Annotated in this window: 3 protein-coding genes and 3 pseudogenes; 2 read left to right on the top strand and 4 right to left on the bottom strand. The window is 60.4% G+C overall.

Annotated elements, in window-relative coordinates:
• The first annotated feature begins 68 nt into the window (after positions 1 to 68).
• A complete protein-coding gene (locus ACZBJS_RS41825; protein ID WP_463440267.1) occupies positions 69 to 659 on the top strand; it encodes a thioesterase family protein in 591 nt (196 codons plus the stop codon).
• Between the two features lie 569 nt (positions 660 to 1,228).
• Here the strand turns inward: ACZBJS_RS41825 and ACZBJS_RS41820 are convergent.
• The 3 genes and pseudogenes from ACZBJS_RS41820 to ACZBJS_RS41810 all read right to left on the bottom strand — a co-directional run bounded on the left by ACZBJS_RS41820 (position 1,229) and on the right by ACZBJS_RS41810 (position 4,380).
• Entirely contained in the window at positions 1,229 to 2,740 is a 1,512-nt protein-coding gene (locus ACZBJS_RS41820; protein ID WP_463440266.1) for a 3-hydroxyacyl-CoA dehydrogenase NAD-binding domain-containing protein, read from the bottom strand.
• A 22-nt stretch (positions 2,741 to 2,762) separates the two neighbouring features.
• Positions 2,763 to 3,536: pseudogene (locus ACZBJS_RS41815) on the bottom strand (beta-keto acid cleavage family enzyme).
• Between the two features lie 577 nt (positions 3,537 to 4,113).
• On the bottom strand, positions 4,114 to 4,380 hold the full coding sequence (locus tag ACZBJS_RS41810) for a hypothetical protein (protein ID WP_463440265.1): 267 nt from the start codon (positions 4,378 to 4,380) through the stop codon (positions 4,114 to 4,116).
• 1,008 nt (positions 4,381 to 5,388) lie between these two features.
• Here ACZBJS_RS41810 and ACZBJS_RS41805 point away from each other — a divergent pair.
• A pseudogene (locus ACZBJS_RS41805) lies at positions 5,389 to 5,882 on the top strand (acyl-CoA thioesterase); the annotation flags it as partial.
• Here the strand turns inward: ACZBJS_RS41805 and ACZBJS_RS41800 are convergent.
• A pseudogene (locus ACZBJS_RS41800) lies at positions 5,858 to 6,013 on the bottom strand (transposase); the annotation flags it as partial. The pseudogenes ACZBJS_RS41805 and ACZBJS_RS41800 sit on opposite strands and share 25 nt — an antisense overlap.
• Between the last annotated feature and the right edge of the window lie 249 nt (positions 6,014 to 6,262).

Raw genomic sequence — 6,262 nt, 5'->3', positions numbered from 1 at the left:
CAAGCTCGCTGAGCAGTCAGACGCTCGGGCCGAGAAACTAACCATCCCTGAGTTCGAGCAGAAACGCGATGACTGCCTCGTGGCCGTGCTGCAGGGGTTGCGCACACAGGGAGCGGGGGCTGCGCAACCGCAATCACCCGCTCACTAACGGTTCCGGCCCGCTGCGAACGCGGACGCGAGCAATACCGTCTGACTGGCTCAACCACAATGGTCACGTCACAGAGAGCCGCTACCTCCAGCTCGTCCGTGACGCCACCGACGCCCTGCTTCGTTATCTCGGCATCGACGGCGAGTACGTCTCAAACAGCGGCAGTTACTATACGGTCGAGACGCACCTTCCCATCTCCAGGCCCTGTACGCCGGCGACCGCGTCCAGGTGCTCGCGCAGGGTGCTCGGCGCCGACGACAAGCGCCTTCATCTTTTCCACGCGCTCACGCGCGAGGATGACGAGGGGCCACTGGCCATGGGCGAGCAGAGGCTGGTTCACGTCGACGCCGGCAGCGGACGCCGCGGTCCTGCGCAGGGGAACATGCACGAGCGCGTGCTGGAGCTAGCCCAGCTGCATGCGGAGCTGCCCGTCCGAGCACGCCAGCGCAGCCATTTTCGGCGGCAACCAATGTGGCGGTCGTTCCGGTCACTGTGGAGGAAATCGAACTGATGCATATCATGACAGGAAGGCGGCCGCTTCCGCCGCCCTATTTGGCTGGCTCGTGGACCAAATGTCGTAAACCTGCCGCAGCGGGATAATCTTCATAATCGTCAGGAATTGCCCACCTGTTAAGTCCGATCGGTCCGAAATTCACGAAACCAACGTAATCTTGGCCCGATACTGACGATCATGATCGACAATGTGATCGGCGCTTAGAGGAATCATCGTGACGAACGCCGAGCGGAAAGCCTCGGCTGGGCCACTGGAGTGTCGTCGCAACGTTTGCCGTTCGGCGCCGTCGTCACGTCCCAAGCCTGCCGGTAATCCCGGTCTGCATGTTAGCCGGTGTTGTCGAAGCGGTGCTTAACCGGTCACGGACTACGCGATCGTCACATCCGGACTGCCAGAAAATCGCGCGTTTCTGGGGGGACGGGCAGAACTCTGCGCCCTGATTCTTGGTCCCGGTAGGCTTAGCTGGCGATGGCGGGCCATGTCTCTCCCGAAATGTCTCACGAGAGCTGTGAGCGCCGTGATCCTGATTTGGCGGCGATCCTGACGCCCCGTGGTGAGTTCGCGTCTCAACGCAACCCGATGCTTGCGCCGGCGCGCTCGGGACGGGGCAACTCGGCGTGGAGCCGCGCCAGCCCCAGCAAGTGCTCGCGTACGCTCCCCTGCACGGGGCCGCTGCGTCCGCTGCCGGCGGCGACGTGAACCAGCATTTGCTCGGCCGTCGCCACCGGGCGCTCATCACCCTCACGCGTGAGCACGTGGAAGAGATGAAGGCGCTTGTCATCGGCGCCGAGGACCTGCGTGAACACCTGCACGCGCTCGCCAGCGTACAGCTCCCGCAAATGGGACAGGTGCGTCTCGACCGTATAATAACTTCCGCTTTTTGAGAGGTACTCGCCGTCGACTCCGATGTGACGGAGCAACGTGCCGGTGGCGTTGCCGAAGAGCTGAAGGTAACGGCTCTCAGTGAGGTGTCCGTTGTAGTCGATCCAGTCAGATGGTATCTCTCTCGTCGGCATCCGCAGCGGAGCGCAGCCATTAGAGAGCTGGAGGCCTCGATCTGTGACCTGGGAATCGCGGGCACACAACCCCTGTTCCCAGCGCACGAGCGTCTCGCCCGCGCCGTGGCCTTGAGCGCGCAGCCCCTGCAGTACGGCCACGAGGCAGTCGTCGCGCTTTTGTTCAAAGTCATGGAGGGAGAGTTCTTCGAACCGTGCTTGATCATCCAACTGTTCGGCGAGCTTCTCCAAGAACGCATCAGTGAGCTCGGGCACGTGGGTGAGCTTTGAGGAAGGCCTCTTCAGCGCAGGGCGGAATTGCTCCACGGAACGACGCGCGCTACTGTCGGCAACGGCGGTGCGGTAGGTCTGGACGGGGCCCATGACCGCCCGGCGCAGCCCGAAGGAGTAACGGACCGCATCATCGACCTCCTGTACGGTGGCCACGTCGTCATGCACCAGCCACAGCGCCTCGCGCCACACCGTCTCTTGCAGCCGGTTCGCGATGAGCCCGTCTACCTCTTTGCGCACGACGAGTGGGTGCATGCCCACCAAGCTGTAAATCTCCGCCGCCTTCGCCAGCGACTGCGGATCCGTGCTCAGGCCGCCACACAATTCAACCAGGGGCAGCAAGTACACCGGGTCGAACGGGTGTCCCACGAGTAAGCGCTCGGGGTGGTCAACGCCCGCAGCCAACAATGATGGCCGCAGGCCTGAGGTCGAGGAGCAGATCAGAGTTTCCGGCGCCGCAGCTCGGCTGGCGGCCGCGAGCAGCTGCCGCTTGAGCTCCAGCCGCTCCGGCGCAGATTCCTGCACCAGCTCCACATCGCGAACAGCGTCCGCGACCGACGCCACCACTGTCAGCGTGCCCTCGGCCGGCAGCGGGACGACCGTCAGTCGCCGATACGCCCGCCGCGCGTCGGAGAGCATCTTCTTGACACTCTCGCCAACTCCAGGAGCCGGGTCATACAAACGCACGTCGACGCCGTTGAGAATAAACCGTGCCGCCCACCCGCCCCCGATGATCCCGGCCCCAAGTAGCGCGACCGCTCGCGGTAGTCTTCCCGACGTGGCTTTTGACATCACAGACATCAATTTTGCTTCCTCAGACATGAACTTTGAGCGTGAGCTTCTCTCGCACCTCATCCGGCGTCATCACGCACCCTCCGATCCTCTCAAGAATCTGTACCGCGCTCTGCACGAGTCCGGCGTTGGTCGCCAACCGCCCGCGGGAGAGGGACAGGTTATCCTCCAAGCCCACCCGCACGTTCGCGCCCACCATCGACGCCAACGCCGCATACGGAAACTGCATCCGTCCGATCGAAAAAGCCGAGTAGACGGCGCGCAGCGGGAGCTGGTGCACCAGCGCCATCAACGTCGTCAAATCATCCGGCGCTCGTGCACCAAACCCAGATGACCGGTATCGAACATCTCGAGCTCAGGACGCACCCCGAACTCTTTCACGTGTGCGGCCATCGTGCGCAGAATTCCGGGGGTATTGGCCATGATTCGCCGCCAGCGGAGGCGAAGTTCATCGACCCGCAACCCAGTGTGCAGATCTCGGGGCGCAGCTCCTCCACGTGCACCAATCGCTCAAGCGCACCCGCATGTCCGTTCCCGCGGGTTCGGCGGCAGGGAGAATCCGGCTCACCTAGCGTAAGGTCGCCGCCAACGCCCACGGTCAGGTTGATCACCGGCTTCACATCCGACATTCGAATAGGTCCCCACCACTTCCCGAAACAGCGCCGGATCCCGCGAGCCGCGCATGCACACTGCGGCCCCCGCGCCGCTTGGACCGCCGAGTCCGCGATCTGCTCCGGGAACCCGGCACACGCGGACTCCCCCCACCTGTGACCGCACAGGTGATGAACACACTCAGAAATCATCCTCGCCTTCTCCTTTGCGCCAGACCGGCAACAAGTATAATTCAAAAGATGGTATCGGGCCGCGGGACCTGAATTTAACCAATATACCCTGTCAGGGAGCAGAAATTCTGCGCCTAATCGTCACCACATGAACCGTTTGTCGCGTCAGCTTGGCTGTGACGCGAGTACGCCACGAGAGGTCATCGTAAGGCCGTTGCGATCTCTTGCGTACGCTCTCGATTTCATGAACCTGGAACACTCTTGGCACACTGCAGGTCGCTGAAAAGACGCGGTCCTTCAACAGTCGTGATTCATCGGTCCGGGAAGCAACGGTTTGCGGAGCTTCGACGAGGGAGCGCGCGAGCTATTCAGTCGTTCGGCCGCCAGTTCCCAAGAGACATCTGCTGCGCACCAATGCGAGTAGCGTGAACGAAGCGTCGGTCACGCTCGTCGGAGATTTTGCAAGTGTTTCATTGCGGCTGCGCGCTGGCTAAACTTTCGTCGGCGATGCTTATGCATGCTTTCATTCGATGCATTCGGAAACAGCTCTTAATGGACAGGCTGAATGCGACGCGATCTGCCCGATCTTCGTTAACAATTAGCCGCGATCGCAAACATGCAGTTGAACCGCGGCGGCACCCTTTGGATAAAGGTGAATGCAACAGTAGGAACGGTCATCTCGCGCTCGCTGCGCTTGACCTTCGCGTCGCTAATACCGCCTTTACAAAGGCTGAGCTGGCGGAGGAGTGAACCCGGCGCTTCTGATCCGCCGTGATCTTGCCGACGGCAACTTGGATCCTTGTCGACATCCTGCCGCAACGGCACGTTTATGGAGAAGCGACTTTCGAGCAAGGCCATTTCCGTTCGTGGACAGCTTCAAGAACGAGCCTATCTTGATCGCAACGAAACCCGCGCGTGGGGTGGATGGCGTGCCTCTCTCCTCATGCTTGCATTCGGCCATCATGACTTTCATCGTCATCGAGCCAACACTGGACCATTGCTCAAAGCGCGATCACGACTGAAGCATCTTTTTTTGATCTTGGTCGACCCAGAAATCCACTGCATAGCCATGAAGCTTGCAAGCAGCGCATCCCGCATGCCCACATCCTAGATGCTCACCCTCGCAGGATTTATTAAGCCAACGCGTGCAAGGCCCGTCTCAGAATGCATTGTAACCGTAATGGCCGGTCAACATAGCATCATGACACCAACCCCATATGCAAACAAGCGCCAACAGAGCAGCCCCGCTACTCTCTGAATTGCCCGCCGATGGCGGATACGCTGGGAAGCGGACAGTGAAGGACCTAGATATCCTCCGCTTCGTTTCCAATTCGTCCGTCGTCTAATATGTTAAAAGTGATTTCTCTGGCCGCCAGGAATCTAACCTTACGCCCGCACCTAATTTTTCGAAGAATCCAAACACTCAGCTTCGCCAGGGCAGCCGCAAGTTCTGCACCTCCAGTCCCGGTGTCCATGCATGTCAGGCAGCTGTAGCTGGAAATCGGACTGCCGCGCAAACGATACCGGGGGCGAATGCTGAAACACACGAGTCATCGGCTCGGCCAGCTGTTCCGTTGAAGAGATACGCGCTCAAACGGAGGATTTAGCCGCCAACGCGCCGCTCATTGCGTATATCAAGATCGGGATATCGCTACAGTCAATCTGCGCATCGACAGAGAGCGCGCCGCTGCGCCGAGAAGGCGCTCACATCAGCGTTAGATTCTGATCGACTCGAAAGAGCCGACTCAAGGAATTCGAGAGTTTTGCGGTCATGGTGATGCCATGCCTCGAGAAGCCGAAAGCACTTCAATGTTAACGAGCTCCGGCTGACCTGCTCGGAGCAGGGCGCCTGAGACGACCAGGATGCGATGCCCCGACGTGCCGCCGCCGGAAAAGATCGGTTCACCGAAATGCCGGAACGACTCCGCCGCTGGTATGAACCCGATCCGCCGATTGAGCTGCGCTATCCTCCTATTGAGTTGCGCGCGGTCGAGATCGGCCCATATGTGGGTCAGAAGATCCATGATGGCCACATTCATTTCTAGAAGCTGCCCAACGATCCGGCGCTGCATGTGTCCGCTCTGGCCTATGCCTCGGATTGGCCACTGCTAGATGCGGTCATGGCGCGCTACGGCCGCACGCTGTTCGATGGCCGGATGCTGGGGTCGAGCCTCGATCATGCGATGTGGTTTCACCGTCCGTTCCGGGCCGACGACTGGCTGCTTTACGCTATAGAGTCGCCGAGCGCGCAAGGCGGACGTGGTCTCGCGCGCGGCTTAATCTTCAAGCGCGATGGCACGCTGGTGGCGAGCATCGCCCAGGAAGCCTCGATGCGCGTGCGATCCATCTCACCGGATTGATACCGTCTTGGTGTCAGGCCTAGATAAGCACCCACGTCGGCGGAATGTCTGAACCGAGTGGGGTCGTCGATGGTCACGACGAAGGACAGGGCAATCAGGGGACCGATACCGGGAACGGTCATCATTCGCCGAACAGTTTGGCCTTTTGCCACTGCCAGGAGTTGTTGATCGAACTTCTCGATTTGCTCAGTCAAACAGGACTGGGCAAGGGGCAGCGGTGCGAGAATATATTGTAAATCCGGCGCTTCAGCAAGCACGGCGTCGACTTTTGTCAGTAGCTCGTGATCTGTCGCCTGTTTGTAGCTCGTGAAGTGTCGTGTTTTCGGTGCTCCGGAACAAAGGGGGCGCGATGGGCACGGCATCCATTCACGAGGGTGTAC

The organism is Bradyrhizobium sp. KZN70725 (assembly GCF_055264925.1).
Note: the sequence above shows the minus strand (reverse complement) of the source record. Positions and strands in the feature narration are given on the sequence as shown.

Excerpts from the sequence above, each read along its gene's own strand:
- ACZBJS_RS41825 (WP_463440267.1), top strand. The coding sequence starts at position 69 with ATGACTGCCTCGTGGCCGTGCTGCAGGGGTTGCGCACACAGGGAGCGG.
- ACZBJS_RS41820 (WP_463440266.1), bottom strand. The coding sequence starts at position 2,740 with ATGTCAAAAGCCACGTCGGGAAGACTACCGCGAGCGGTCGCGCTACTT.
- ACZBJS_RS41810 (WP_463440265.1), bottom strand. The coding sequence starts at position 4,380 with ATGGCCTTGCTCGAAAGTCGCTTCTCCATAAACGTGCCGTTGCGGCAG.